Source organism: Vibrio rotiferianus (genome assembly GCF_002214395.1).
In the GTDB taxonomy this organism is placed as follows: domain Bacteria; phylum Pseudomonadota; class Gammaproteobacteria; order Enterobacterales; family Vibrionaceae; genus Vibrio; species Vibrio rotiferianus.
In genome coordinates this window covers 1,075,004-1,100,255 of the sequence record NZ_CP018312.1, presented here as the reverse complement: position 1 = coordinate 1,100,255, position 25,252 = coordinate 1,075,004, and the positions used below count along the sequence as shown (strand labels likewise).

The following is a 25,252-nucleotide window of genomic DNA, read 5'->3' as shown; positions in this document are numbered from 1 at the left end:
CGTATCTGGATCGGGCATAGTTATCCCAACAAACGAAAGCGTATGCCGACATGAGGTCTAGCTGCACTTTCAATTAGAATAGATTTTAGGAGAAATGAGATTATGTTCGTAGTTATCTTTGGTCGCCCAGCTTGTCCATTCTGTGTTCGTGCAAAAGAGCACGCAGAAACGCTGAAAGCAAAACGTGATGACTTCAACTACCGTTACGTAGACATCCACGCTGAAGGTATTTCTAAAGCTGACCTAGAGAAAACAGTTGGCAAACCAGTAGAAACTGTTCCTCAAATCTTCATCGACCAAGAGCACATCGGTGGCTGTGATGACTTTGAAGCTTACGCAAAAGAGCACCTAGGTCTATTCGACGAGTAATCTTAATTACTGAATTTTTAAAAGCCGCTTATTGCGGCTTTTTCTTTATACCCAAGCAACCTCTATTTGCTTGGGTATATGTCACAATGACAATTACAGCCCTAGTGCAACTAATAGAAAAAGCTAAAAAATTTCACTTATCTTTTTGCTATATTTAGTTACAATTCGCCATTCTTAATCTTTCTCATTGGCACACATTTTACCGAGCCACGCTGTGAACATAGACGTCGTACACCTTCTCGATCAAAACCCTATTCTTCTAATCTTTGTTGTATTGGCTATTGGCCTTGCAATTGGAAAAATTCGCTTTGGAAACCTACAGTTAGGGAATTCAATTGGCGTTCTTATTACATCTTTGATAATGGGCCACTTAGGATTCTCATTCAATGCAGAAGCTTTGACAATTGGCTTTATGCTGTTTATCTACTGTGTAGGAATTGAAGCCGGTCCAAACTTCTTTGGTATATTTTTCCGCGACGGAAAACATTACTTCATCTTGAGCATGACAGTATTAGTTTCGGCAGTAAGTTTGACTTACTTTTGCAGCCATTACTTGGGACTCGATTTCGGTTTATCTGCCGGTATGATGGCAGGGGCTCTTACTGCTACGCCCGTGTTGGTGGGCGCTCAAGATGCATTGAACTCTGGTCTTGCCACGATTCCACGTAATATGGATTTTTCTCTAGTATTAGAAAATCTATCTGTCGGTTACGCGATGGCTTATCTGGTGGGTTTGATCAGCATGATTATGTTCGCCAAACTGCTGCCAAAGCTGCAAAAGCAGAACCTTTCAGATTCAGCACAACAAATCGCGCAAGAGCGTGGACTTGGCAACTCGAGTCAACGTAAGGTCTACCTGCCTATTATTCGCGCCTACCGCGTTGGTCCAGAACTGATTGACTGGACTGATGGAAAGAACCTACGTGAACTCGGTATCTACCGCCAGACAGGTTGCTACATTGAGCGTATTCGTCGTAATGGCATTCTTGCCCATCCTGATGGTGATGCCATTCTTCAAGAAGGAGATGAGATTGCATTGGTAGGCTTCCCTGATAGCCACGCTCGTCTTGATCCAAGCTTCCGTAACGGTAAAGAGGTGTTCGACCGTAACCTACTTGACCTTAGAATTGTAGAAGAAGAAATCGTCGTAAAAAGTGATGCTATTTCTGGCAAGCGCCTCTCTGATCTCAACCTATCAGAGTATGGCTGTTTCCTAAACCGCGTTGTACGTGCTCAGATTGAAATGCCGATGGATTTGGACATTGTTCTTGCTAAAGGTGACGTACTACAAGTCAGTGGTGAGAAGAGCCGTGTTCATGGCCTAGCAGAAAAAATTGGTTTCATCTCTATCCACAGCCAAATGGCAGACTTATTGGCTTTCTGTAGCTTCTTTATCTTGGGCATTATGTTTGGCTTGGTAACCATGACATTTGGACAGGTATCTTTTAGCCTTGGTAACGCGGTAGGCTTGTTACTATCGGGCATTACCCTAGGATTTCTTCGAGCCAACCACCCTACTTTTGGTTATGTTCCTCAAGGGGCATTAAACATGGTCAAAGATCTAGGTCTGATGTTCTTTATGGTGGGTATCGGCTTAAGCGCTGGTGGTAAAATGTTTGAACATTTAACACAAGTTGGTCCACAAGTAATTGGTCTTGCATTTATCGTTAGTGTGGTGCCTGTTGTTCTAGCATACCTAGTAGGTGCATACGTACTTAAGATGAACCGAGCTCTACTCTTTGGTGCCATCATTGGAGCTCGTACATGTGCTCCTGCTATGGACGTGGTAAATGAGTACGCTAAATCAACTATCCCGGCATTGGGCTATGCTGGTACATACGCTATCGCTAATATATTGATGACCCTCGCTGGTACGATCCTGATTATTCTAAGTTAACACCTTTGAATGAGCATTACTGACTAAGAAGTGCTCTCTATTCATCACCAATATTTAGGACATAAAAAAGGCGCTCATTGAGCGCCTTTTTCAATTCAATAAGAAACGATTAGATTTGCGTAAAATCTGTTTCTACTGCTGGGTTCACGTCTGCTTCGTAATCCACACCGTCAACACCGAAGCCGAATAGCTTCAAGAACTCTTCTTTGTACTCAACGTAGTCAGTTAGCTCTTTAAGGTTTTCTGAGGTGATTTGTGGCCATAGGTCACGACAGTGCTGTTGGATGTCTTCACGCAGTTCCCAGTCATCCAGACGTAGACGGTTCACTTCATCTACTTCTGCAGCGCTGCCGTCTTCTTTGTAAAGACGTTGGCTGAACATACGGAAGATCTGCTCCATACAACCTTCATGTACGCCTTCTTCACGCATTTTCTTGAATACCATTGCGATGTATAGAGGCATTACAGGAATTGCAGAACTTGCTTGAGTCACAACAGACTTAAGTACCGCTACGTTTGCGCTACCACCAGTTGCAGACAGTTTCTCGTTCAGTGCTGCTGCTGCACGGTCTAGGTCCATTTTCGCTTTACCCAGCGCGCCGTCCCAGTAGATAGGCCAAGTTAGCTCAGTACCGATGTAGCTGTATGCAACTGTTTTACAACCATCCGCTAGAACGCCAGCTTCTGATAGTGCGTTAATCCAAAGTTCCCAGTCTTCGCCGCCCATTACGGTTACGGTGTCTTGGATTTCTTGCTCTGTTGCTGGCTCTACACTTGCTTCGATAATCACGTCTTTGTTGGTATCAACAGCAGTCGACGTGTAAGTCTCACCGATAGGCTTAAGCGCTGAACGGATAAGTTCACCCGTTTCTGGCATTTTACGTACTGGAGAAGCCAGTGAGTAAACTACCATGTCTACCTGACCAAGGTCTTCTTTGATCAGATCGATTGTTTTCTGTTTTGCTTCATTTGAGAAAGCGTCACCGTTTAGGCTTTTCGCGTATAGACCCTCTTCACGAGCTAGCTTTTCAAATGCAACAGAGTTGTAAAAACCTGCTGTACCTGGCTTCTTCTCTGAGCCTTCTTTCTCGAAGAAAACACCAATAGTCGAAGCACCGCCACCAAATGCCGCAGCGATACGAGAAGATAGGCCATAGCCACTTGATGCACCCACAACAAGAACGCGTTTTGGCGCGTTTTTAATTGGGCCTTGCGCTTTGGTGTAAGCAATTTGTTCTTTTACGTTAGCTTCACAACCCACTGGGTGCGTAGTAGTACAGATAAATCCACGAATTCTAGGTTTGATGATCATATTCAACTTCCTTTAAAAAACGTTGCTAGGATAAAAGGTTCAGCCCTACTTCGCACCTAATTTCTGTAAAAATGCTGCGAAAATGCAAGTGGTTGGAGCACTCAACAGAAAAACCTAGAGGCTCAAACACAAAAAAAAGCACCTCATTGAGGTGCTTTTCTCATTTTATACTCAAACGCTTCATGCTGCTGAGTTTAAGCGCGACTTTTTCGAGGTGACATTAGTGCGAACTTCTGAGAAATCGTGACTAAAGTGGTCAACTTGAATTGCTTTGTAACGCAACTTGTCTGCCGCCATGATTTGGTCGATTTCTTGCTCTGTCAGCACCTCAGCTTCAAATGCCTGTTGCAAGCGGTCATGTAGTAAACCTTTACGCGCTACTTTACCATCTTTCGCTGCTTTCATTAGCTTACGCTCCAACGGCTTTACATCGTACATTGCTAAAAATGCTTGCTCCATTAGACCAACGCTGTCGTCTTCCTCTTTACCGATGTAGCACAGGTGAGTCAATCGATCACGTTGAGCTCCTGGTGTCATCATAGCTTCAGCAAGACCAACACAAAGTTCATCACTTGGCGCTTTGAAGTGGTTACCCAATGGGAACAGCAAGCCTTTAAGCACACCACCAACATATTTCACAGGGAAGTTAGAATATGCCTCATTTAGTGACTTCGATGCGTTGTACAAACAGTGCTGCACTGCGTAGTGAACAAAGTTCAAATCACCTTGCTGACGCCCTTCGTCTTCGTACTTCTTAAGCGCCGCTGATGCCATGTACAAGTAGCTTAAGCCATCGCCTAGGCGAGCTGAGATCATCTCTTTACGCTTCAAGTCACCGCCTAGGGTTAACATTGCGAAGTCTGCGCTCACTGCCAGCGCGCGACTTAAGCGTGTGATGTCTTTGTAGTATTGCTGAGTTGGACCACTCATATGCGCTTTCACAAAGCGAGAGCCTGTCAGTGCTGCACCTAATGCACCAAAGGTATTACCCATTGCGTGTTTGATGTGCTTGAACAACAGGTCATCAAACTCTTTCGCCCCCTCTTTCGGATCAGGATTTGCCGCCGCTTCCATCTCTTTCAGAACGTATGGATGACAACGTGTCGCACCCTGACCAAAGATCATTAGGTTACGAGTCAGAATGTTTGCACCTTCAACCGTAATCGCGACTGGAATACCTAGGTAGTGTTTCGCTAGGTAGTTCATTGGGCCGTCTTGAATAGCGCGACCAGCATGGATATCGAAAGAATCGTTCAGGATGGTACGTGCCATTTCAGTCATGTGATATTTCGCAATCGCAGTCACAATGCCTGGCTTTTCCTTCATATCCAGAGAAGTTGTGGTTAGCGTTCGAGTCGCTTCTAGTAGGTAAGTTAAACCACCGATACGCCCCATTGCCTCTGCTACACCTTCAAACTTACCAATCGACATACCAAACTGCTTACGAACATAAGCATAAGCGCCGGTTGTGCGTGTTGTGAGGTGACCAATCGCGGTGCCTAATGCAGGAAGGGAAATACCTCGTCCAGCTGATAGACATTCTACCAACATACGCCAGCCTTTACCTGCATACTCGGAGCCACCAATCAACCAATCCATAGGTATAAATACATCGTTACCGCGTGTTGGACCGTTCATGAACGCAGAACCTAGTGGGTCGTGGCGTTCTCCAATCTCCACACCTTCGTGATCAGCAGGAATCAACGCACAAGTAATACCCACATCTTTCTTATCGCCAAGCAAACCATCTGGATCTTGAAGCTTAAATGCTAACCCTAGTACAGTCGCGACCGGTGCCAGTGTGATGTAACGTTTATCCCAGCTAAGTCGGATACCAAGCACCTCTTCACCTTCATGCATGCCATAACACACAACACCTTGGTCTGGGATACCACCAGCGTCCGAGCCCGCTTCAGGGCCAGTAAGGGCAAAACATGGAATATCCGTACCGTCTGCAAGACGCGGCAGCCAATAATCTTTTTGCTCTTGAGTACCATAGTGAGAAAGCAGCTCACCCGGACCAAGAGAGTTTGGAACCATCACTGAAACCGCAGCACTGATACTACGCGTTGCAATGCGAGAAACGATGGTTGAGTTAGCCAGAGCAGAAAACTCACGACCACCGTATTCTTTTGAAATGATCAGCGAGAAGAAGCGCTCCTTACGTAAGAACTCCCATACTTCTGGTGGAAGATCTCTATCGTCTTTTACGATCTTTTGATCATCCAGCATTGCTAGTAAAGTCTCTAGCTCATTGTCCATGAAAGCTTGCTCTTCAGACGTCAGTGCAGGCTTCGGGTAATGATGTAGTGTTGTAAAGTTCGGCTTGCCTGAGAACAGCTCAGCATCCCACCACACGCTACCTGCTTCCATTGCTTCTTTTTCAGTACTGGACAATGGAGGCAGTACTTTTTTAAACATTTTGAATGCTGGGTCACTAATCCATTTTCTTCGTAGAGAGCTCATAGTTCAGATCCTTTTGTTCACGTCACCGCTTGCGGCTTTAGCTTATCTTTTTTATTGGTTTAATATGGTTTACTTAGCGGACATACCTGCCGACAAGTATGGGATTAACAGGTCCACGACAGACTTCGCGTCGACCTCTTTGTCAAACTTACTTTCTGCAATCTCGGTTAACGCTTGGCTTGATGCCATAGTGAAAACACAAGTGCCTAATGTGAAGTGCAATCGCCAGAACAGCTGTTCTTCAGTCAGTTCAGGGTTGGCTTTCGAGATAGAGAACATGAACAGGTTCAGAACTTCCTCATATCGAGTACTGATAAACCAACGCAAGTGCCCTTGCACGTCGGTATAACCTCGGCCAATTAGAAGCATAAATAACGCCGTTCCATTTGGTCTTACACTATTCAACGCCCTCAAAGGCAAACGCAACGATTCAAATACTTCATCCATGTTGTACTCATCGCGCGTATTTAACTCGATCAGCGAGCTTTGGATACTTGGCATTAAAGCCTCTAGGTATCGATCTAATACCGCTCGTACCAATGTTTTTTTATCGCCAAAGTGGTAGTTAACCGAAGCAAGATTGACATTTGCTTTACCAGTAATGGTTCTTAATGATGTGTCATTGAAGCCATATTCTGCGAATAGTCCTTCTGCTACATCAAGTATCTTTTCTTTTGTTGTACTTCTCGGTGCCATTTCAATCACTCGTATTAAACAACTGTTTGAAATATACTCCCGAAACCTTGAATTAACAAATGATTAACATCACATTTTCAGCCATTGGTCTGACCAGACGGCAAAATGAATAGTTAAAGGGATGAATTTAAAGCGAATATTGTTTTGCGAAAAAATTTCTTAAAAAAAATGGAACTGTTTGGAATGCGGTTGGTCTTAATTACTGTAACAACTAGGGCATTTTAAGTTTTTCTGGCCGTCAAACTTGTTTCTTTCTAGTTGCTACATTGCTGCTTTTTCTTATTAACTCCTATGTTTGTATCCGCCCAAGCGCTTTTTAGCTTGGGCTTTTTTTCGTCTGCATTTCCTTGATTACGTAATACCAGTTCCGTTAATTAGATGTTCAAAAAATTGCATCGGTAAAATCATTTAGAACAAGGCAAAGATTGCAGCTAGTTAGTTACTCTACCTACAAAATCTTTAACACCGTTATAAGTGATTTTAACCAGCAAGAATGATCAGATAATTGATGGAATTGGTATAACCACATCACGACTAAACGCAAAGAAGCCTCCCAATAGGGAGGCTTCTTTATCATTTTAGCGACTTGCTACTATGCTTTCTCAGCGGTTACTTCTTCTGCAGATTTCTTAGGTAAAGAGAAGTGCAGTAATGCGTAACCAATGATGGCCGCCGTAGTCGAGCCCATCAAAATACCCAGTCGAGCGTAAGTATCAAACTCTGGGCTCACATTGCCAAATGCCAGTGACGAAATGAAGATCGACATGGTAAAGCCAATACCACACAACACTGATACCGCAAAGATATGAATGAAGTTAACACCTTGAGGCAACTTCGCAATACCTAACTTCACAGCTGCCCAGCTGAACGTAAAGATACCCAGCGGCTTACCTACTAGTAGGCCCATTGCAATACCTAACGGCAGCATTGAAGTCAGACCCGACATCGACACACCTTCTAGCGAGATACCTGCGTTTGCAAAAGCAAACAGAGGAAGAATACCGAACGCTACGTATGGGTGCAGTGCGTGCTCCATATGTTTAAGTGGAGAGTGCTCACCCTTTTTGCCTTTTAGCGGGATAGCAAAGCCAATTACCACACCTGCAAGTGTTGCGTGAACTCCTGATTTTAGTACTGCGAACCAGAGGATCGCGCCAACAATCATGTACGGAGTTAACTTGGTCACCTCTTTTGCATTCAACATGAACAGGACACCTGTCATGATGAAGCCAACAATAAGCGCCATTGTGGATAAGTCACCTGTGTAGAACAGTGCGATGATAACCACTACACCAAGGTCATCAATGATAGCCAATGCCAGCAGGAAAACCTTCAAACTGATTGGTACACGCTTACCGAGAAGAGCCATGATACCAAGCGCAAATGCAATGTCGGTTGCAGCTGGAATTGCCCAACCAGAAATCGCTTCTGCATCACCTGCGTTGAAAGCAACGTAGATAAGTGCTGGAGCTAACATACCGCCTACCGCTGCGATTGCAGGGAAGATCGCGGTTTCTTTAGACTTTAGTGCACCTTCAAGTAACTCACGCTTTACTTCAAGGCCAATTAGTAGGAAGAACACAGCCATTAGGCCGTCATTGATCCAGTGAGACACTGACATACCAAATACATAAGTATGCAGCATAGCTTGATAACTTTCGCCAAGCGGTGAATTTGCAATAGTCATTGCGATTGCTGCTGCAATCACTAGAAGGATACCGCCTGCGGATTCCATTTTGAAAAAGTCACGAATGACATCGTTCATGGTTTCGCCCTTATATTTATTATCTTAATAAACGATTAACAAAGAATGATTAGAGTGTATAGCTATCGAAAACTTAGGAATAATCGCTTGTTCAGAGTATAAACCTCGAAATTTCCGAAGTTAACTATACGATACATCGTATTTTTCTTAAGTATGCTCTTCAGTTATTACTTCCATGCCTGCCTGATATCCAAACTTGTTATTCCATAGATTACTATTAACTTGGTTAAATATCGTAGTCATTTTCGTGATTCGCAAGCTGTTTCTTGATGAAAACTATGTGTTTCTGACACAAAAAAACCACCATATAGGTGGTTTTTTTTCAGAATCTAGTACCCTGTCAACTGCATAAATCCCCAAGCTTCATTAGAACCCGAGGCGAGAGTTGGCCCCTCCCAGTAGGGAATCACAAATGGCAACCACATATCTGACTTTGTAATCCTTGTGGTCAAGTTAATATCATACTTAGGCACGTTGATAATCCATTGTAGTGGTAAACGCCGACCGTTTGATAGCCCTGTGACCTGAAGAGGTGTAATGGTAAAGTCGTTCTCCGTCAAATTGATCACTTTTCCGGATCGAGTAGACAACGTACCAAATAAATGCGGTAACTGCCCATTATGACGATAACGGCTTACGGTTAATGCCCTACCATCATCCAAGTTGAAAATGAACCAATCCCAACCTTGCTGCCCATCTCCAATTAAGCCACTTCCCCACTCTTTTTGAGTCCATGCGTCACCGGAAACAGCCACGTCTTTGCCATTAAGCTTCAGTGTTCCTTTTACATTTAAAAACGGTGCACTAAAGCTAAACGAGGCAACTGATTGCAGCGCATGCTTAACTTGAAACCCTCGTTCACCATTAAGCACAAAAGGCCCACTTGTCGTGGTATTTAACTCAAGGCCAAACGTATCTGTCGACACGTCTAGCTTGCCAGGAAAAGGAGTCGCCCCTAAAGAGCGCCAATTCCAGTTGTCAATCCATAGCCGGAACGGGTGGTTAGTCATTCCTGCTTGACCAATTCCACCTCGCGCTACTCGTTGCTCTCGCCAAACCTTATTACCCCGGCTAATAACGATATGTGAAATATAAAGCTGTGGACTTTGCCAGCCTCTCATTTCTCGCTCATCAGTCGCGACTCTAAAGTAACTCCATTGGACATTGTAAACAGTGCCATGCTTATCTTGGAGCCGAGCAAAATAGTTCCACCATTCATGCTGATACTCAGGGTGAAAACGAAAATCTTTAGGAAGTGATACATGCTCGTCAGGTAACACCGGTTCGAAGATCGTTTTGTCTTCTCTCTTGAGCATCGCGTTGAGTTCGTTATCCTCGGTTGCTGTTGCTACTGCCCAGTAGGTCACGTAAACAAAAAAGCCCAATGCGAGTATCGCCGCGACGAACACCAATGCCGTTATAGAGCGAGTGCGATTTTGATTTTGCTCTTTCATCACAATGCATCCCTTAATGACTTCATTGGCGTACTCTTAATCATTCGGATTACTGGCAAAGCACCAGCAACAATAATAGCAATCATCGCCCAACCAATAGTTTGCGCATACTCCCATGGGATTAATTGGAGCTCTAAAGACCAACCAAAAGATTGTTTAATAATGATATCAACGATTAAATGAGCTAAAGCGAGGCCTAACGGTACCGCGATAATGGCTGAGATTGCACCAAAGACAAACAACTGCATTCCTCCAAGCGCAACAAGCTCTTTACCGGATACACCCATACAACGTAATAACGAGAAATGTCGCTGCCTTGACAGCTCACCCGCTAAGGTCGCAAAGAACAAGCCAAACACCGCAATAATCAAAGTAATGTTGCCCAACGTATCGGCAATTGCGAAAGTATGGTCGAAGACTCTCATCGCTTGATTATAAATATTGTTGTTGTCAAAGATTCGGTCTTGAGAAAGACGGAATACATTTTCCAATCGGCGCTTCAGCCCCTCGCTCTTGACGTTATCTTGCAGCAACACTCCTAACGCAACGTTTCCAGTGCCTGCAAACGCATACAGCCAATTACGGTGTGAAACCATTATTTGGTTGTAAGGATTGCCATAATCATAGTAAATACCGACGACTTGCCATCCGCCCCCCAGAGGCTGAGCCATGTCTATATAATCACCAGGACGTATACCTAACTTTAATGCCATGGATTCGCTCACCATCAAACTCTTTGAGTGGTGTAAGTGATACCAATAGTTTGGAACACCCAGTTTTACAGTAAGTGAGTCTAGTTCCCCTTCAGATGACCCCGTACTCACTACTTGCAAGGCACCGCGATCAGTAGGCAAATCTTTTTCCCAACGCCACCATACCGCGTCGACTTCTGGCTGCTCTTGTAGCCATGAGCTCATTCTTGCTGCTGAGTTGTTGGTCGGGTAAATGTAGATGTCCGCTGCAAGTCGTTGGTTTAACCATTTATCAGTCGTATCTCTAAAACTACCGACCATAGTTTCTACGCCAATATTTGCAGCCAATGCCAACATAAATGCCATCGTAGCGACGCCTCTGTAGCTCATGCTCGCAGCTGCATCAGCAAAGAACCACCGCACTCGCACCCAACGTAAAGAATAAGAAAAGCTTTGGAACATGTGCCACATCAAAAATGGGGTAAATAGCGCCACACTAATGAGCATAAGCGCAATGATGGTAAAGCCTGATTCTTGTGTTTTTGGCGCTTGATAAACAGCCACGGCAGCCACACAGAATGCACATGCAGCCAAGGCTTGCCAAGAAAACTCTCTGCCAGCAAATCGCATCAAAGATAAACGAGATGAAAGTCGAATTGGCTGAGATTTAAGTAAGCGGACGAGTGGCCATAAACAGGATATCAATGCCCCCACTGAAGCCATCGCCAGACTGTAAAGGCTCGACTCCCACGACCAGCCAATGGTCAAACCAACATTTGCGTCGTAAAGATCGCTCAAACTGGCAGATACCGCAGGAATGAGTTCATTCGCTAGAATCAATCCAAAGAAATTGCCACATGCCCAAGCAACGAGGATGAGGAAGGTTAGCTCAAGAAGTAGTGCTTGGGCTAACTGAATACCATTAACCCCTGTCTGACGTAGAATGCCAACCAGACGTTGGCGTTGGATGAAAGACAGTGACATTGCTTGATAGAAGATGAACAAGCCGACTAAAAATGACAGCATCCCCATGGCAGTCAGATTCATGTGAAATGCTTTAGTTAAAGACTCAAGCTCAGAACGACTGTTACGAACTAAAGTCATTCCATTCGGAAGTATGTTCTTGAGCGCTTGAACTTTCTCCTCTGGCATTTCGCCACAAGCAATCGCTGATAAACCAGAGCTACGTTTGAGCATACGTAACAATGAAATATCAGTGACTAAACGTGTACCCGATAACAGTTGGTCGGTATCAACTTTAATTGGCCCTAATTTACTGCCATCATTCAAGCGAATAAAATCACCTGTTTGCCATTGCATATGCTCAGCAAGGTCTTGACTGACTAGTATCGGGTATGGTGGTTTCATCAGGCTCAGCATTGGTAAATCGCCTAAAGATTTACCTTGGCGCAATGGCAACATCGCTACTGGGTCAATACCCACGAGCATTAAGCTGAGATCAGATTGTGTATCTAAATGAAGGACATCAAACGGCGCACATTGATTAAAGCCCGCGCGACGGAGTTGGATATAAAATCCTTGAGGAATTTTGTTCGCAGAGTGCTTTGTACGAATACGGTAAGGTAACGGGTTAGAAAATAGCTTTTCACCTGTTTCGTAACTTTGCCTAGCATGCTGGTTTATAGAAGTAACACCAACCAAAAGGGACACACCAAGTGTAAGCCCAAGCCAAACCAAGATAATTTGTAGAGGGTAACGGCGGTAGTGACCAAGTAGTGCCTTAACTACGGGCCATAACATGCAGCTGTCCCCCTTGCAGGCGAATTCGACCTTCCATATGTTCAGCAACTTTTTCACTATGCGTTACCAACAGCAGAGTACACTCTAGTTGGCGAGCCAAGGAGGTCAACAAACGCATTACTGCTTCTGCATTACGCTCATCCAAACTCCCCGTTGGTTCATCAGCAAGTAGTAGCTTGGGTTCCATGTACAAAGCTCTAGCAATCGCTGCACGTTGCTGCTGACCACCTGATACTTCTTCAGGGTAACGACCTAAAAGCGGCATGAGGTCTAGAGCTGAAAGAATTTGACGCCACAAACCTTTGTCTTCTGGTAAGCCTTTTAATTGGCGGCAGAAACGGATGTTGTCAGCGATATTCAAGGTAGGAAGCAGGTTGAACTGCTGGAAGATATTACCAATGTTGTTGCGGCGATATAGCGTACGCAAATGCTCCGGAGCATCATGCATCGCGAAGTTGGGAAAGGTGATCTCACCGGAATCAGCCGTATCAAGGCCAGCGATTAAGTTCAAAAGGGTACTTTTTCCTGAACCGCTTTCGCCCATTAATGCAACTTGCTCACCTTGCTGTAATGTTAATTCTGCCCCTTGTAAAACAGGATGAAATTCGCCCCCGTCTACATAGCCTTTGCATAGGTCTGACAGTTTCAACATTGATTTTGCCGCTCGAATGGTGGTATAGAAATTTGGGTTCCGAATCTACACTAAAATCTTGTTGGTAGGAAGTATTTTGATTCCTCGGTCACACTTTGGATATCTAAATACAACCAATTAGTCACCTAAGCATCATGATTCGATCAAATTTTTCATCCATTTTTTACTGGCCATTCGCATAAGCGATCCAACCCACTTGACGACTTCTTCAGTTAGGAAAAACAAATACACCCATTGAGGCTCCAATCCCAATTTGATCGCAGCAAACGCAGCTAAAGGAATACTAATCAGCCATTGAGCAACAAGATCTTGGTAAAGGCAAAACTTAACATCTCCACCAGCTCGCAATACACCAACAATAGCCATCATAGGGATCGAACGAAGTATTACACCAAATGCTAGGATTAACATAAATTGCTCAGCTAACTTCCTTGTTTCAACAGTTAAAGCACTGAACGCGTCCAATATAAGGTTATTAGTAATCAGAAGCGTGATAGCAACGACAATAGCAATCAATAAGTTAAGAGCTATAGTTGCCCATGCCTGATAGTAAACAGGTTCGAAGTTCTTTGCTCCCAACTGATTCCCGACAAGTACTGCTGCCGCATTAGACATGCCTATCATCATCGCCAACGCTATTGATTCAACGGGTGTCATCACCGAAAGTGCGGCCAAGCCCTGAACACCAGCTTGTCCCATAATGGCATGATAAGCAAAAAGTCCACCGGCCCACGCTAGGAAATTAAACGTCGTAGGTAGAGAGAGCTTAAGAAAGCGTATTATCTTGTCGACCACCAAAATAGCGGTAAGATCACTTAAACCAAATGCAATCGTGTGTTTCTTGCGCCACAAGTAGCCAAACAAAAACGCCACTTCGATTGCACCGCTGATAACCGTAGCAATAGCAGCGCCTTTTATGCCGAGCGCTGGCATACCTAAATGACCAAAGATCAACACCCAGTTCAGGAAAATATTTGAAGCGATGCCAATACCACTAAAGAAGGTACTGGTGCCAGGTTGATGCATAGCACGTAAACCGACAGCCATACTTGCAACACAGGCAACCGCAAACATACTAACCGACGTAATAACTAAGTACTCAGCTCCTAGACTTATTACCTCTCGGGAGTCAGTCGTTAAGCCCATAATAGCTTCGGGAAAAAAGACAAATAGCAATACCGTAAAGGCAGCAAAAACCATGGAAATGAGCCAAGTTAAAGATGTACTTTGCCTTACCCCCTCTTTATTTCCCGCTCCCCAATACTGTGCGGTGAGCAACGCCCCACCAGTTGTAACACCCACAAGCATAATCGTAGTGACAAATGTGGCACGTGCCGCTACGCCGACAGCAGCAATCTCAGCTTCGCCCAGTTGCCCTAACATTAGAACATCGACCAAACCTCGACTAGAGAACATGATGCTCTGTAATGTTATTGGTAACGCGATAGCGACTAGACGGCGTAAGAATGCTTTATCAGCATGAGCCATAACTTGAGATAAGAATGTCACGATAAACCACTCACAACTTATTGATAGAAAGGGAAAAGTATTCCATGATTATACCTGTAGGTGATTATTCCACCAGCAAATAAAAGGGCTTTCGATGAAAAAGATTTTGGTACTAGGCGCATCCGGTTATGTTGGCTCACAGCTTATCCCTTTGCTACTTGCTCAAGGACATCACGTCACTGCAGCAGCCCGCCATATTGACTACTTGAGCTCTAGAGTTGAAGCTCACCCAAACCTTGAATTGCTCTATCTTGATCTTGCCGACAGAGAGCTTACCTTGGAAGTGGTCAATAACTTTGATCTGGCCTTTTTCCTCGTGCATGGTATGGCGCAAGGACATGACTTTGTTGAATATGAATTAAGCCTCGCTGAAAACTTCAAGCAAGCACTTGAGCAAAGTCGCATCCAGCACGTTATTTACTTGAGTGCGATTCAACCGCAAACTGGTAACTCTCAACACCTAGCAGCACGTAAAGCGACAGGTAAGATCATTCGCCAAGCGGGTGTGCCCGTTACAGAGCTTCGAGCGGGCGTAATTATTGGCCCAGGGTCTGCTGCGTTCGAGATCATGCGCGACTTCGTCTATAACCTGCCGATTCTGATTGCACCTAAATGGGTAGATTCCAAAGCCAATCCAATTGCCCTACCCAACCTCAATCACTATTTGCTTAAACTGGCAGAAACCAAACCAACAGAGAGTGAAATATATGAAGTTGGTGGTCCGGATACATTAAGTTATCGCGAACAATTTGAAGTCATTTGTAAGATCACCAAGAAGCCTTATCGACTTTGGTCAACACCACTACTGACACCTAAAATGGCATCGCATTGGCTGGCCATTGTAACGTCGGTTCCAGCAAATATTGGCAAAGCGCTTCTTGCAGGTTTAGAGCACGATTACATCGCCGATACCAAAGCGATTCACGAACGGTTTCCTCAAGAGCTCATTAGCTACGAGCAATCCGTTGAGAACACCATCGCAACGGAAGGGACGTTTGTACGTAGTAACGTTTGGGGCTTCGAACCCGCAGCACTCAAGCGCTGGCAACCAGGCTACGGCTATTATCCCAAACAAGCAGGGGCAAGTATTAAAACAAAAGCCTCCGCAGAATCTCTTTGGCAGGTCGCACAAAAAATCGGGAGCCCTGAAAAAGGCTATTACTTTGCCAACATCCTTTGGCGCACTCGTGAATGGCTCGATATCTTCTTTGGTGGAGGGAAACCCATTCGAGTTTCACCACCGGGGCCAGCGCTCAAGGTGGGTGATTTCATTGATTCATGGAAAATCATTCGCTGCGAAGAGAACCAGTTCCTCTCGCTATTTTTTGGTATGAAAGGGCCAGGGCTTGGTCGTTTGGAAATCACCATTAAAGACGACGGTGAGGAGCGCGAATTCGATATCACCGCATGGTGGCACCCGCAAGGCTTCCCCGGTTTACTTTACTGGTTTGCGATGATGCCAGCGCATCTATTCATCTTCAAAGGCATGGTTAAGGCCATTGCAAAGGAAGCCAAAGACTCAGCTAATCTTGAATAGGGAGTTGGTGTGCAATCCCAGCATGACAATCAATACATGATTGATTTCGGCTTTCCATCATCTGATGTCTTCGAGCAACGGTACGACTTTGTTTTTCTAAATCCATCTGTTCGATAGCATGGCAATAACGACATTGTCTAGATTTGTTACTAACAAACTCTTCGGTTACCGCCTTAGCTAAACGAGGCCGGTGCTCTTGCTCAAAGTTTTCGAGAGTGATGTCTCCCTTCCACTTATGGTAGATATCAGCAGTCGCACGAATTTTAAGCTCTATTTTCGCGATAAACTCTCTCGGAACATGGCAATCACTGCAAGTGGCAGCCACCACACCTTTGGAATTTTTGAAGTGCGCTGATTGTTGATACTCCTCAACAATCGTATCCATACCAACATGACACCGATAACAAAAATCATTGCTGTTGGTATATTCCATACCAATATGGAAACTCGTCACGGCGATTGCTCCGATAACAAAAGCTAGAAACCCACCCATGGGTATGCCAAACATCCATTTCTTGTTAGGTTTTAGCCATAAGCCCATGCCAATGCACCCCAAGTTAATTTAACGAAAGCTGGCATAATATTCACTGAGAGCTAGTAGCTCATCCGCACTCAAACTCTTGATTGCTTCATCCATTTTCTTGTCAACAGAACGCTTACCCTGATTAAACTGCTGCAAGGTTGTTAATAGATAGCCTTTCTGTTGACCAGCTAAGATAGATGCTTCATCAAACGGATCACTCCCCCCTTCGGCGTGGCAACTCTCACACCCCTTAAGATGAATCGCCTTCCCTTGCGCAGCCAACACTTCATCATATGGTTGCTCAGCGCGAACAAAATCAATCTCAGAGTAGTACTTTGCAATTTGCTCTATTTGAATCTCGGTTAGGGATTCAACAATACTCACCATATCGCCTTTTTTGCTTGTATCACCATGGACATACTGAACTGTGGCTGCAGGTCTCCCTTCTAAGTATCTCAACATTTGATCAATTTGATTAAATTCGGGTATCCCTGCAATAGAAGGGATATTCGTATTAGAGCTTACGCCTTTTGGGCCATGACAAGATTCACATTCACTATTCGCGATTATATCTTCTGTAGAAGCCAAACAGAAAGAAATAAGCCACAAATTTAAAGCAGACACCATCAATATTTTGGATGTCAAATTCACAAAGAAATACATTAATTAAGCCCCATCTACTACAGAGTACATTCCACTCTATAAATATTTTTATTTATAGATTAAAGAGTTATAAAAATAACGTAGAACTCTGTATTTAGTTAACCTAACGACATACAGATATCAGTCTTGGAACTACAAGTAACACCCAAGCGTATGCTAGGCGTCACCGCACTCAGAGGCAACGAACATTAGCTCGGGTGCTTAGCGAGTCTCACAACTGAAGTCAGAATGCTTAGCTATTGGTAAGTATTGTTGGCAATAAAAAAATGTCTATTATTTTTATTTATTTCACTCTACCCACAAGATAAATAACATTTTTAAATCTATGTTTTACTTATTAATTCATCACCACAATCCACATTACACATATAAAAAGTAGGTATTAATTTTCTATATTTCTCTTACCGTCTATACTTTTACCAGATTAGTAAACATCTATTCCTAATCGTTGAAGGAATATTAAACCTCAAAGTCAGAATAAATAATAAACCGATCAGTAGGTTGTATTCTCAATCGACCTCAATCCGACTTACTTTAAGGAAGAATCGAGAGGGACCATGGACAGTCTAAAGCCGATCGTTGTCGTAATCCTAACGATGCTACTCATCGCGTGCGAGCCGAACAGTAAGAATGACCAAAACACCCCTCCTCCAAACTTGGGGAGTTTTCACATTACTGTTCAGCAACCTACCTTAGTTACCATTGACAACGGTGCGACAAAACTTGTCATCGAGTTTTCAGTCTACGATGGAAGCGGCCAACTTTATGCCTTTGATGAAACAAAAGATTTTCGCATCGCTTTATTAAAAGCAATGCCTGCTCGTAAAGACATCGAAGACACTAGTGACCCTGCTTTCAGTTTTAATGGACGACATGGCAACACCTATTGGAAAAGCTTCCATCATGCGAGTAATTCCCCAAATGACCGTGCCCGAATGGAAAACGTTTGGGAGGGGGATTTGCAGGAAACAGAAGAAGGATATCGATATACCTTTTCTATCGCTGATCTTTTAAAAGTAGAAGATCCCTACCCGAATGACTCAGTCAATAACGGTGGTTACATTGCATGGGATGAAGATAAGCTGCACCGAATAGTGATGGCCTATGGTGACAAAGAGCTTGGTTTTACTCACACCTATGAGTGGGTTCCTGATGGAAATAAGAATGAAGCAGTTTCACGAAATGTCATTGAAGAAGGAAAATGCGAAAGCTGTCATATGGCCGAACCTCTCTTCCATGGTCCAGGCTACCGTTCCATTGACAACAATATTGCGGTGTGTACTGCTTGCCACAATGACAGCAATCCCGGAGCTGCGCCTGCCCGACGCCCTTTAGCTGCGGTTGTTCATCAGTATCATGGCAACGTTTTTAAGCTCGGGAGCGACAGAGGTGATCCCACCACATACAAACAACCCATCGACGAAAACGATATGCTTGTCAGCGACATCAATGGCTTAATCATCGAAGGAAATCCGTTCCCTCAAGATGCTCGAAACTGTACGACTTGTCATTCAACGGATTTAACTCAAGTATCCGATGCCAACAATTGGTTTGAACATCCAACTCAAATGGCCTGTGAAACCTGCCATTTATATCGAGATCGTGGAGCCCATGATAATCAAGTCGGTAACGTGTGGCTGCGCAATGGCGAACCACAAAATACTTGTACTGGTTGCCATCGCCCCTATGAGCGAGATGAAGATGGGAACCCCATTATTGGAGAAGATGCCGGCCGTAGTGCAAAAACCGTCCACCTTAGCCGTTTAGATAACCTTACTACTGCCCGACACTCCTTAGTGATCGATGTGAAACATGCTCGCTTTATCGACAATCATTTTGAAGTTGAGCTCAACATTTCAAAAGATGGCGTCGGCGTAGCATCAATCACAGAACTGTCTCCTTACATCAACGAACCTGGGCACCTGAGCCTATTACTTAATTGGGATAATGGAAACGGCCCTGTACTCGCTTATAACAGCTTAAACCTTGCTGATGATGGCCAAGTAGGTAACGGCTGTATTGCCCAAGGAGAAGGGGCATTTCTTTGTCACAAGGATTTCGAAAGCTCGCTTCTACAACCGAATACCACATCGGTGCTCACTGTTAACCTTACTGATGCACCACTTTGCGCGGAAAGTAAGATTGGTGAACTCGCAGATTGCCACACCTTCGAAGGAATCGAGCTCATCAATTCGCCTTTTGTTATTTCCTCGAACAACACTTCTGCATCGTTTGATATTGGGGGAACCGAACAACAGCATCGCCTCTCTGTAGGAGCGGAGATAACGTTATGTAACGACTGTCACAAAGAGCTCTCGATACATCGCCTCGGTCAGCACCCTCATGCAGCTACTGACTTTCAGCAATGTAAGAACTGTCACAACTCAGAGCGTTCTGCATTTTATCCTGGTATGGCAGCAGACCTAAAATACCACGTACATTCTTTCCATGCTTTCGGTTCAAGACGTTCAGACAGCTCTCAATATCCAGGAGCACTAAACAATTGCGAAGCTTGCCATAGCCGCTCGCAATACAACTTGCCAAGCCAAACTAACACCCGACCATCATTAGCCAGTGGGAAATACTTTAGTCCCGCACTAGTGACTTGTGGTGCGTGCCACCTTGAATCCTCGCTGGCAAACGCTGATCCCAATAATATCGCCGGTGATGCCGCCCTCAACCACATGCTAAATCATGGTGCGATTTGGGGAGCAGATACCGCGTCTGAAGCGACGGGAACAGAGCAATGTTCAACATGCCATGCTATTGGACAATCACAAGGAGTTGATATCGTTCATAGTGTTTACGACTACCGTTAGTTAAAGCATTGATAATCAAGAATGATTAAAAATGAGGAAAGGAATTCTTATGAAAACAACGATTCAGCGGTGGTTTTTGACTGGCATACTTTGCATTGGATTAACCTTTACCGGGTATGCAAATGAGACAGCCAAATCTGAAGTCGATACATTAACTCAAGAAGATATTGAACAGATATTGGATAAGAAGTTTTCCGAAGGAAAATACTCTCGCCGTGGCGCAGATGGCTGTTTACGTTGCCATGATGATGCCTCAGATAAACCCGCCACGGGAATTTTTGACAACGTACATGGGAAATCTGCCAACATCCATGGCCCTATGGGTGACAAACAGTGCGAAGCATGCCATGGCCCCGCAAACAACCACGCTAGAAACCCACGTAAAGGGCAAGTTCGTGAGCCCATGATCACATTTGGGCCAGACTCCCCCGTCCCTGCGGACAAGCAAAATAGCGTGTGTTTATCCTGCCATCAAGATGCAAATCGCACGACTTGGCATAGCAGCGAGCATGCATTCGAAGGATTGTCCTGCTCTAGTTGTCACCAATTACACCAAAAAGACGATCCCATGATGTTAGCTGAGCAGCAAGCAGAGACTTGCACTAACTGCCATGCAAAAACGAAATCAGATATTCACAAACGTACTAGCCATCCCATTATCGATGGCGTTATGACATGTTCAAGCTGCCACAACCCTCACCAAACAATTAACGAATACAGTTTGAAATGGCCGTCTATCAATGACTCTTGTTACGAGTGTCATGCTGAAAAACGTGGGCCATTTTTGTGGGAGCACGAACCTGTTTCTGAGGACTGCACAGCCTGTCATAAACCTCATGGGTCGATAAATAAGGCGCTTCTTAACAGGCGATTACCTATGCTTTGCCAAGAATGCCATCGAGTGCCACATGCTAACGTCTCTATACCAAACAATGATTTAAGGGTACGTGGGGGAAGCTGTCTAAATTGCCACAATCAAGTACACGGTACCAACCACCCACGTGGTCAAGCGCTAAGCTATTAGGAGAAAAGCATGAAACGTAAGCAACTCTATATAGCCATTTGTATTATTCTTCCCCTGCAAGCACAAGCCAGTGATTACTCACTGCAAAACAGTAAAACTACTGATATGAGCCGTTGGCAGTGCACTGAATGCATCAGCAATGGAGAGTGGGAAGGGAGTGCTAGCGTTGGTTTGGGCTTTCTCGACAATGGGGGATCCTCTCGATTCTATAATTGGAATCCACCTCTTTATGGCACATCAAATGACAATGAACATCTTAATGGCAGTCTAAATCTCGACACGAGCCAGTACGAAGACGATGGTTTCTTCCAACGAGTTATAGCCGAAGATCTTGGTTTACAAAGGTTTTTGCTTCAATGGCAGATTGGGCATTTTGACGGCTTTAGGCTTCAGACAAGCTACCGGGAAACCCCCTACTTTTGGAATCGATCATCATTAAGCGCGTATCACAATACCAACCATACACTCACGTCAGGCGGTCTGTCTGAGTATAAAAATGAAGTAAAGAGAAAATCGCTCGAATTGGATCTCAAATATACGCCTTATACTCCTTGGCAACCTTATGCCTCTATGAAACATGAGCGTAAAGAAGGCGGCCTGTTACTCTATTCACCAACTGTTCCAAATCTTTTCAATGCACCAGGTTTCATCCCCAAAACGATAGACAATGAAACACTAAACACTCTCGTGGGAATTAGCTACGTCGAAGAAGCTTGGCTTGTTGACGTCTCTTATCGTGGTTCATTCTTTCGCAATGAACAAGCCGCACTCTATTACGGTAGCGTCAACAACCCATACGCTAATCACCTCGCATTCGAACCCGATAACGACTTCCATCAGTTGACTATGTCTGGTAACTATCGACTCGGTCAACATACCATGAGCGGTCGCATTCTATGGTCTCAAAGCTCTTCTGAAGGTGGTCTTAACCCTTTCCCTCAATCTCCCGTCAATTCAGATACATTTAACGGTAAGATAAACGCCTTACATTTGAGTGCGGATTATCACAACAAGCTTTCAAGACAAAACTCGTTCGTATTATCTGCAGATTATGTGGACAAAGATGATAAGTCCGATAGACACACCCTCATTGGCGTCACGCGTGAGGAATACGACCGAACCAAAACAAAACTTGAAGCCAAACTCGACCACCATTTCAATAAAGATATCAGGTTAATGGCTGGCTATGTTTATAAACAAGATAAACGTGAATATGCCGATAGAAGACAAACAGATGAACATCGTTTTTCTCTCGGCTCACAATATCGACCAAGCGCTCCATGGTATATCGGAGGTAAAATTTCTTATTCTCTACGCGACGGCTCCGATTGGAGAACAACAGATAACAGCTCCCCGAATTTAAGGCAATACTATTTAGCAGATAGGGAACGGTTGGAGATCCGAGGTGATGGGTACTACGACATTAATGACAATATACAACTCATTGCTGAAGTTTGGTATGCCGATGATGACTATCCAAAACCAGATATTGGCTTAAGTGAGGGAGATGATTACGGCTATGATCTCAGTATCAACTTCTATCTTGCTGATGGACTTAGCGGTCATGTATTTTACAATCAGCAGGTCATTCGTTCAGAACAGCAACTCGCGAATGCAAGCATCGCAGGATGGGAGCGTTACTCTATCAAGCAAAAAGACGATATCACCACTGTCGGCTTCGGTATCAGCAAAGATCAACTTCTTGAAGATAAACTGTCACTGTCATTTGATTACAGTTATTACCAAGGCAAAGGGGAATCTTCCGTATCAAATGATGGGTATCAATATCCAAACAATGAGTCTACATCATTCCGTTTTGAGGTTTCTGGGGATTACGAAGTGTCAGAGAACCAAAATGTAGAATTCAATATTCGCTACGAAGACTATTCAGAGGAAGACTACCTCTTTAATAATGAAGCAGCAAATATGGGAACAGTGCTACAAAGTTATGAAGGCCTATATAGTTCGATATATTGGAAATATCGCTTTTGACATTAGCGTTCGTGGCTGCAAAGCATCAAGTGAATACAGTAGAGATTCTACTTCTTAAATACATCGCCTGATGCTTTGACAACTATAAGTTTAGGCTTGGAAGCTCAGAGGAATCTCTGCCAATTGATTACCTTCATTCGCAGGGAAGATTAGGTATTCGCCGTGGTATTTCACCATGGATTTGTAATCGGTCACCTTATGAACCATGTAGCCTGCTTGCGATGCTTTCTCAACAAACTCCGCATGGTTACCACGAACAAACCAACTCATCGGTTTTACCAATAGTTCACCATCAAAACAGCTTTCACATTGGTCTGCACATAACGCTAATGAGTTTTGCCCTTCAGTAAAGATTTGTACTTTACCGCAACCAACTAGTTGCTCAGACGTAGATACTTCCCAACCAGCCTGTTCCATAAGATCCAAGAACGCTTCAATGTCAGAATCTTTGATCACTTTAGGTTCTTCACCTTCTGGAAAAAACTGCCCGTAAAAAGCAGAGATGCGTTTGAATATAAACATTAATCCAGCATCATTGCCCTTCGAACGACCTGCTTTTTGCCAACGAGTAAGGTCATCACCCACAGTGCGCCCAAAACGCTGTGATTTCAACGCCTTGCTTACCCAACGAACCAAGTAATGATTGTTCGCAACTGGCGCATTTGCCAATTTACCTGAGCGGTGCTCTTGGTCTAAATCTGCCAAAGCAGCGTTAACTAAGTTTTGAATTTCTTTGGTGTAATTAGACATTACGCCTTTCTTCCTAAAGTCCAATAAAACAGTGCAGACAGCACTGAACAAGCAAACATAACGATAACCATCGGCCACGCAACAGCGCCTGGCATTGCAGCAACGAGCGCACCAACCAGTGAGCCAGTGCCAAATCGCAGTGTACCCGCTAGTGAAGATGCCGTACCCGCCATGGTTGGGTATCCACTCAACAGCAGAGCCATTGAGTTACTACCAATCGTAGACAAAGTACCAATAAACAGCACAACAAAAGGCACCATGCCCCACAAACCGAGGTCGAGCATCCAGCCGACAAACAGGCCAATACCTGCGATCAGCTGTACGGTCAGACCGAAACGAAGCATGAAGTGTGAGCCGACCTTTTTCACCATACGCCCGTTAAGGCTGGTCATAATGATCATCGCTACAATGTTCAAACCAAATAGGTAACCAAATTGATCAGGTCGAACACCGTATAGATCGATATAAACAAACGAGCCCGCCGTCAGGAATGCAAACATACCTGAGAACGAGAACGCACCTGAAAGCATTAAGCCCAAAGCTTCAGGATTAGAACACAAACGCGCATAGTTGCGAATTGTGGTTCTGAATCTTAGTGGCTGACGATTTTCTAGTTTCAGTGTTTCTGGGATCATCCACAGCACAAGCAAAATGACCACAACGGCAAAGATTGCTAGTACCCAGAAGATAGAGCGCCAGCCGAACCAAATTGCTAGGTGACCACCAATCATCGGCGCCACCAAAGGGGCAATCGTGATAACCAAGGTGACGAATGACATTGCACGCGCGAAGTCTTCACGGTCAAACATATCACGCACAACCGCTTGGATAATCACAGCTGCGGCAGCGCCGGCGAAACCTTGCGCTGTACGCACATAAGTAAGCGCATCGATACCGTTAGTGGTTGCACTGACTACTGCTGCCAAACCAAAAAAGAGCACACCTAAAATGAGTACAGGTCGGCGACCGTAGCTATCCGCTAACGGACCATGAATCAACTGACCTATCGCAAAGCCTGCCGTATAAGCCGTTAACGTAATTTGTACCGCACCTGGGGTTACACCAAGATCTTTCGCGATGGTTGGCATAGCTGGCAGGTACATATCGATAGCAAGTGGCGTCAACGCACCAATTGCACCGAGTACAAGGAATAATAAAAAACTGATTTGTGACTGGGGAGCACTTTGGGCTTTTTCTGTCATTGCCTTACCTCTTGTTGTGTCCTCCCATCAACATTCCACATTGATTGAGATAGATGATTGACGCTTCCCTTACCCTGAATCCGCAACAGTCACGAATTACAGCGCATAGTCTCCTTACTATTGAGAAGATCATAAAAGACGAAAGTATACCAAGATGGTCTTGACTAAC

18 protein-coding genes are annotated in these 25,252 nt (G+C 44.4%); 6 read left to right on the top strand and 12 right to left on the bottom strand.

The window, feature by feature from the left end; genetic code table 11:
* Positions 1–102: 102 nt before the first annotated feature.
* Positions 103–369, top strand: a complete 267-nt coding sequence (locus tag BSZ04_RS14155) for a GrxA family glutaredoxin (RefSeq protein WP_010448562.1) — start codon at positions 103–105, stop codon at positions 367–369.
* Positions 370–583: 214 nt separating this feature from the next.
* Positions 584–2,266 carry an aspartate:alanine antiporter gene (locus tag BSZ04_RS14150; protein WP_010448561.1) on the top strand — a complete coding sequence of 561 codons (1,683 nt, stop codon included), beginning with the start codon at positions 584–586 and terminating at the stop codon, positions 2,264–2,266.
* A gap of 109 nt (positions 2,267–2,375) precedes the next feature.
* Here BSZ04_RS14150 and fabV read toward each other — a convergent pair whose 3' ends face one another.
* From fabV to BSZ04_RS14110, 8 genes are all read right to left on the bottom strand, one after another.
* Positions 2,376–3,578: an enoyl-ACP reductase FabV gene (fabV, locus tag BSZ04_RS14145; protein WP_010448559.1), complete on the bottom strand. Its 1,203-nt coding sequence runs from the start codon at positions 3,576–3,578 to the stop codon at positions 2,376–2,378.
* 180 nt (positions 3,579–3,758) lie between these two features.
* Positions 3,759–6,044: an acyl-CoA dehydrogenase gene (locus BSZ04_RS14140; RefSeq protein WP_071234772.1), complete on the bottom strand. Its 2,286-nt coding sequence runs from the start codon at positions 6,042–6,044 to the stop codon at positions 3,759–3,761.
* A 69-nt stretch (positions 6,045–6,113) separates the two neighbouring features.
* Complete coding sequence (psrA, locus tag BSZ04_RS14135) at positions 6,114–6,740, bottom strand: TetR family transcriptional repressor PsrA (protein ID WP_010448556.1); 627 nt, start codon at positions 6,738–6,740, stop codon at positions 6,114–6,116.
* Between the two features lie 592 nt (positions 6,741–7,332).
* Positions 7,333–8,505, bottom strand: a complete 1,173-nt coding sequence (gene nhaA / locus BSZ04_RS14130; RefSeq protein WP_010448555.1) for a Na+/H+ antiporter NhaA — start codon at positions 8,503–8,505, stop codon at positions 7,333–7,335.
* Positions 8,506–8,834: 329 nt separating this feature from the next.
* Positions 8,835–9,959 (bottom strand): lipocalin-like domain-containing protein, encoded by a 1,125-nt coding sequence (locus tag BSZ04_RS14125; RefSeq protein ID WP_010448554.1) that lies wholly within the window; start codon positions 9,957–9,959, stop codon positions 8,835–8,837.
* On the bottom strand, positions 9,959–12,412 hold the full coding sequence (locus BSZ04_RS14120; protein WP_038886157.1) for an ABC transporter permease: 2,454 nt from the start codon (positions 12,410–12,412) through the stop codon (positions 9,959–9,961). Before BSZ04_RS14120 ends, BSZ04_RS14125 begins: the two co-directional genes overlap by 1 nt.
* Complete coding sequence (locus BSZ04_RS14115) at positions 12,393–13,064, bottom strand: ABC transporter ATP-binding protein (RefSeq protein ID WP_010448552.1); 672 nt, start codon at positions 13,062–13,064, stop codon at positions 12,393–12,395. Before BSZ04_RS14115 ends, BSZ04_RS14120 begins: the two co-directional genes overlap by 20 nt.
* Positions 13,065–13,196: 132 nt before the next feature.
* Positions 13,197–14,573, bottom strand: coding sequence for an MATE family efflux transporter (locus tag BSZ04_RS14110; RefSeq protein ID WP_088880617.1), 1,377 nt, complete (start codon positions 14,571–14,573; stop codon positions 13,197–13,199).
* Positions 14,574–14,667: 94 nt separating this feature from the next.
* Between BSZ04_RS14110 and BSZ04_RS14105 the strand changes: the two genes are divergently transcribed.
* On the top strand, positions 14,668–16,110 hold the full coding sequence (locus BSZ04_RS14105; protein ID WP_088880616.1) for a DUF2867 domain-containing protein: 1,443 nt from the start codon (positions 14,668–14,670) through the stop codon (positions 16,108–16,110).
* Here the strand turns inward: BSZ04_RS14105 and BSZ04_RS14100 are convergent.
* Positions 16,097–16,651, bottom strand: a complete 555-nt coding sequence (locus BSZ04_RS14100) for a NapC/NirT family cytochrome c (protein WP_071234766.1) — start codon at positions 16,649–16,651, stop codon at positions 16,097–16,099. The genes BSZ04_RS14105 and BSZ04_RS14100 overlap by 14 nt on opposite strands.
* A gap of 21 nt (positions 16,652–16,672) precedes the next feature.
* Positions 16,673–17,296 (bottom strand): c-type cytochrome, encoded by a 624-nt coding sequence (locus BSZ04_RS14095; RefSeq protein ID WP_071234806.1) that lies wholly within the window; start codon positions 17,294–17,296, stop codon positions 16,673–16,675.
* Between the two features lie 557 nt (positions 17,297–17,853).
* On the opposite strand from BSZ04_RS14095, the gene BSZ04_RS14090 reads away from it, so the two are divergent.
* From BSZ04_RS14090 to BSZ04_RS14080, 3 genes are read left to right on the top strand one after another with little or no spacing between them, the layout of a single operon-like run.
* Entirely contained in the window at positions 17,854–20,115 is a 2,262-nt protein-coding gene (locus BSZ04_RS14090; RefSeq protein ID WP_088880615.1) for an OmcA/MtrC family decaheme c-type cytochrome, read from the top strand.
* Between the two features lie 49 nt (positions 20,116–20,164).
* Positions 20,165–21,139, top strand: coding sequence for a DmsE family decaheme c-type cytochrome (locus tag BSZ04_RS14085; protein WP_071234765.1), 975 nt, complete (start codon positions 20,165–20,167; stop codon positions 21,137–21,139).
* A 9-nt stretch (positions 21,140–21,148) separates the two neighbouring features.
* On the top strand, positions 21,149–23,131 hold the full coding sequence (locus BSZ04_RS14080) for an MtrB/PioB family decaheme-associated outer membrane protein (protein ID WP_088880614.1): 1,983 nt from the start codon (positions 21,149–21,151) through the stop codon (positions 23,129–23,131).
* A 90-nt stretch (positions 23,132–23,221) separates the two neighbouring features.
* Here BSZ04_RS14080 and BSZ04_RS14075 read toward each other — a convergent pair whose 3' ends face one another.
* Positions 23,222–23,881, bottom strand: coding sequence for a DUF2913 family protein (locus tag BSZ04_RS14075; RefSeq protein WP_071234763.1), 660 nt, complete (start codon positions 23,879–23,881; stop codon positions 23,222–23,224).
* Positions 23,881–25,083: a Bcr/CflA family multidrug efflux MFS transporter gene (locus tag BSZ04_RS14070; RefSeq protein ID WP_088880613.1), complete on the bottom strand. Its 1,203-nt coding sequence runs from the start codon at positions 25,081–25,083 to the stop codon at positions 23,881–23,883. The genes BSZ04_RS14075 and BSZ04_RS14070 overlap by 1 nt, the downstream gene beginning before the upstream one ends.
* Positions 25,084–25,252 lie beyond the last annotated feature (169 nt).

Excerpts from the sequence above, each read along its gene's own strand:
- BSZ04_RS14155 (WP_010448562.1), top strand. The coding sequence starts at position 103 with ATGTTCGTAGTTATCTTTGGTCGCCCAGCTTGTCCATTCTGTGTTCGT.
- fabV (WP_010448559.1), bottom strand. The coding sequence starts at position 3,578 with ATGATCATCAAACCTAGAATTCGTGGATTTATCTGTACTACTACGCAC.
- BSZ04_RS14140 (WP_071234772.1), bottom strand. The coding sequence starts at position 6,044 with ATGAGCTCTCTACGAAGAAAATGGATTAGTGACCCAGCATTCAAAATG.
- psrA (WP_010448556.1), bottom strand. The coding sequence starts at position 6,740 with ATGGCACCGAGAAGTACAACAAAAGAAAAGATACTTGATGTAGCAGAA.
- nhaA (WP_010448555.1), bottom strand. The coding sequence starts at position 8,505 with ATGAACGATGTCATTCGTGACTTTTTCAAAATGGAATCCGCAGGCGGT.
- BSZ04_RS14125 (WP_010448554.1), bottom strand. The coding sequence starts at position 9,959 with ATGAAAGAGCAAAATCAAAATCGCACTCGCTCTATAACGGCATTGGTG.
- BSZ04_RS14120 (WP_038886157.1), bottom strand. The coding sequence starts at position 12,412 with ATGTTATGGCCCGTAGTTAAGGCACTACTTGGTCACTACCGCCGTTAC.
- BSZ04_RS14115 (WP_010448552.1), bottom strand. The coding sequence starts at position 13,064 with ATGTTGAAACTGTCAGACCTATGCAAAGGCTATGTAGACGGGGGCGAA.
- BSZ04_RS14105 (WP_088880616.1), top strand. The coding sequence starts at position 14,668 with ATGAAAAAGATTTTGGTACTAGGCGCATCCGGTTATGTTGGCTCACAG.
- BSZ04_RS14100 (WP_071234766.1), bottom strand. The coding sequence starts at position 16,651 with ATGGGCTTATGGCTAAAACCTAACAAGAAATGGATGTTTGGCATACCC.
- BSZ04_RS14095 (WP_071234806.1), bottom strand. The coding sequence starts at position 17,296 with ATGTATTTCTTTGTGAATTTGACATCCAAAATATTGATGGTGTCTGCT.
- BSZ04_RS14090 (WP_088880615.1), top strand. The coding sequence starts at position 17,854 with ATGGACAGTCTAAAGCCGATCGTTGTCGTAATCCTAACGATGCTACTC.
- BSZ04_RS14085 (WP_071234765.1), top strand. The coding sequence starts at position 20,165 with ATGAAAACAACGATTCAGCGGTGGTTTTTGACTGGCATACTTTGCATT.
- BSZ04_RS14080 (WP_088880614.1), top strand. The coding sequence starts at position 21,149 with ATGAAACGTAAGCAACTCTATATAGCCATTTGTATTATTCTTCCCCTG.
- BSZ04_RS14075 (WP_071234763.1), bottom strand. The coding sequence starts at position 23,881 with ATGTCTAATTACACCAAAGAAATTCAAAACTTAGTTAACGCTGCTTTG.
- BSZ04_RS14070 (WP_088880613.1), bottom strand. The coding sequence starts at position 25,083 with ATGACAGAAAAAGCCCAAAGTGCTCCCCAGTCACAAATCAGTTTTTTA.